Annotated in this window: 1 protein-coding gene; it reads right to left on the bottom strand. The window is 54.2% G+C overall.

Features of this window, described 5'->3' with window-relative positions; genetic code table 11:
• Window positions 1-227 (bottom strand): lanthionine synthetase LanC family protein (locus CWC14_RS18445; protein WP_283957461.1); only part of this gene is annotated, 227 nt, incomplete at both ends.

Genomic DNA, 227 nt, shown 5'->3' with positions numbered 1-227 from the left:
CCCAATACTGCATCGCCTGTGCAAAACGAGGATGAGGCATTAACTGGTTCAGAATTTGATAAATCAGTGCCATACCATAGTAGCCATGGCAAACACCGGCGTCGGTAATATGGCCAGATTTTTCATCACGCTCGGCGGCACGCAGGCCAACCTCCAGCGCCCGCTCTACATAGCTTGGGCGGTCCAGAGCCTGACCAACCCGTGCCAATGTCATTGCGATGGTCAGG

This window comes from Pseudoalteromonas sp. S3260, from assembly GCF_005886925.1.
Classification (GTDB): Bacteria; Pseudomonadota; Gammaproteobacteria; order Enterobacterales; family Alteromonadaceae; genus Pseudoalteromonas; species Pseudoalteromonas tetraodonis.
This window is presented reverse-complemented; position numbering and strand designations above follow the sequence as displayed.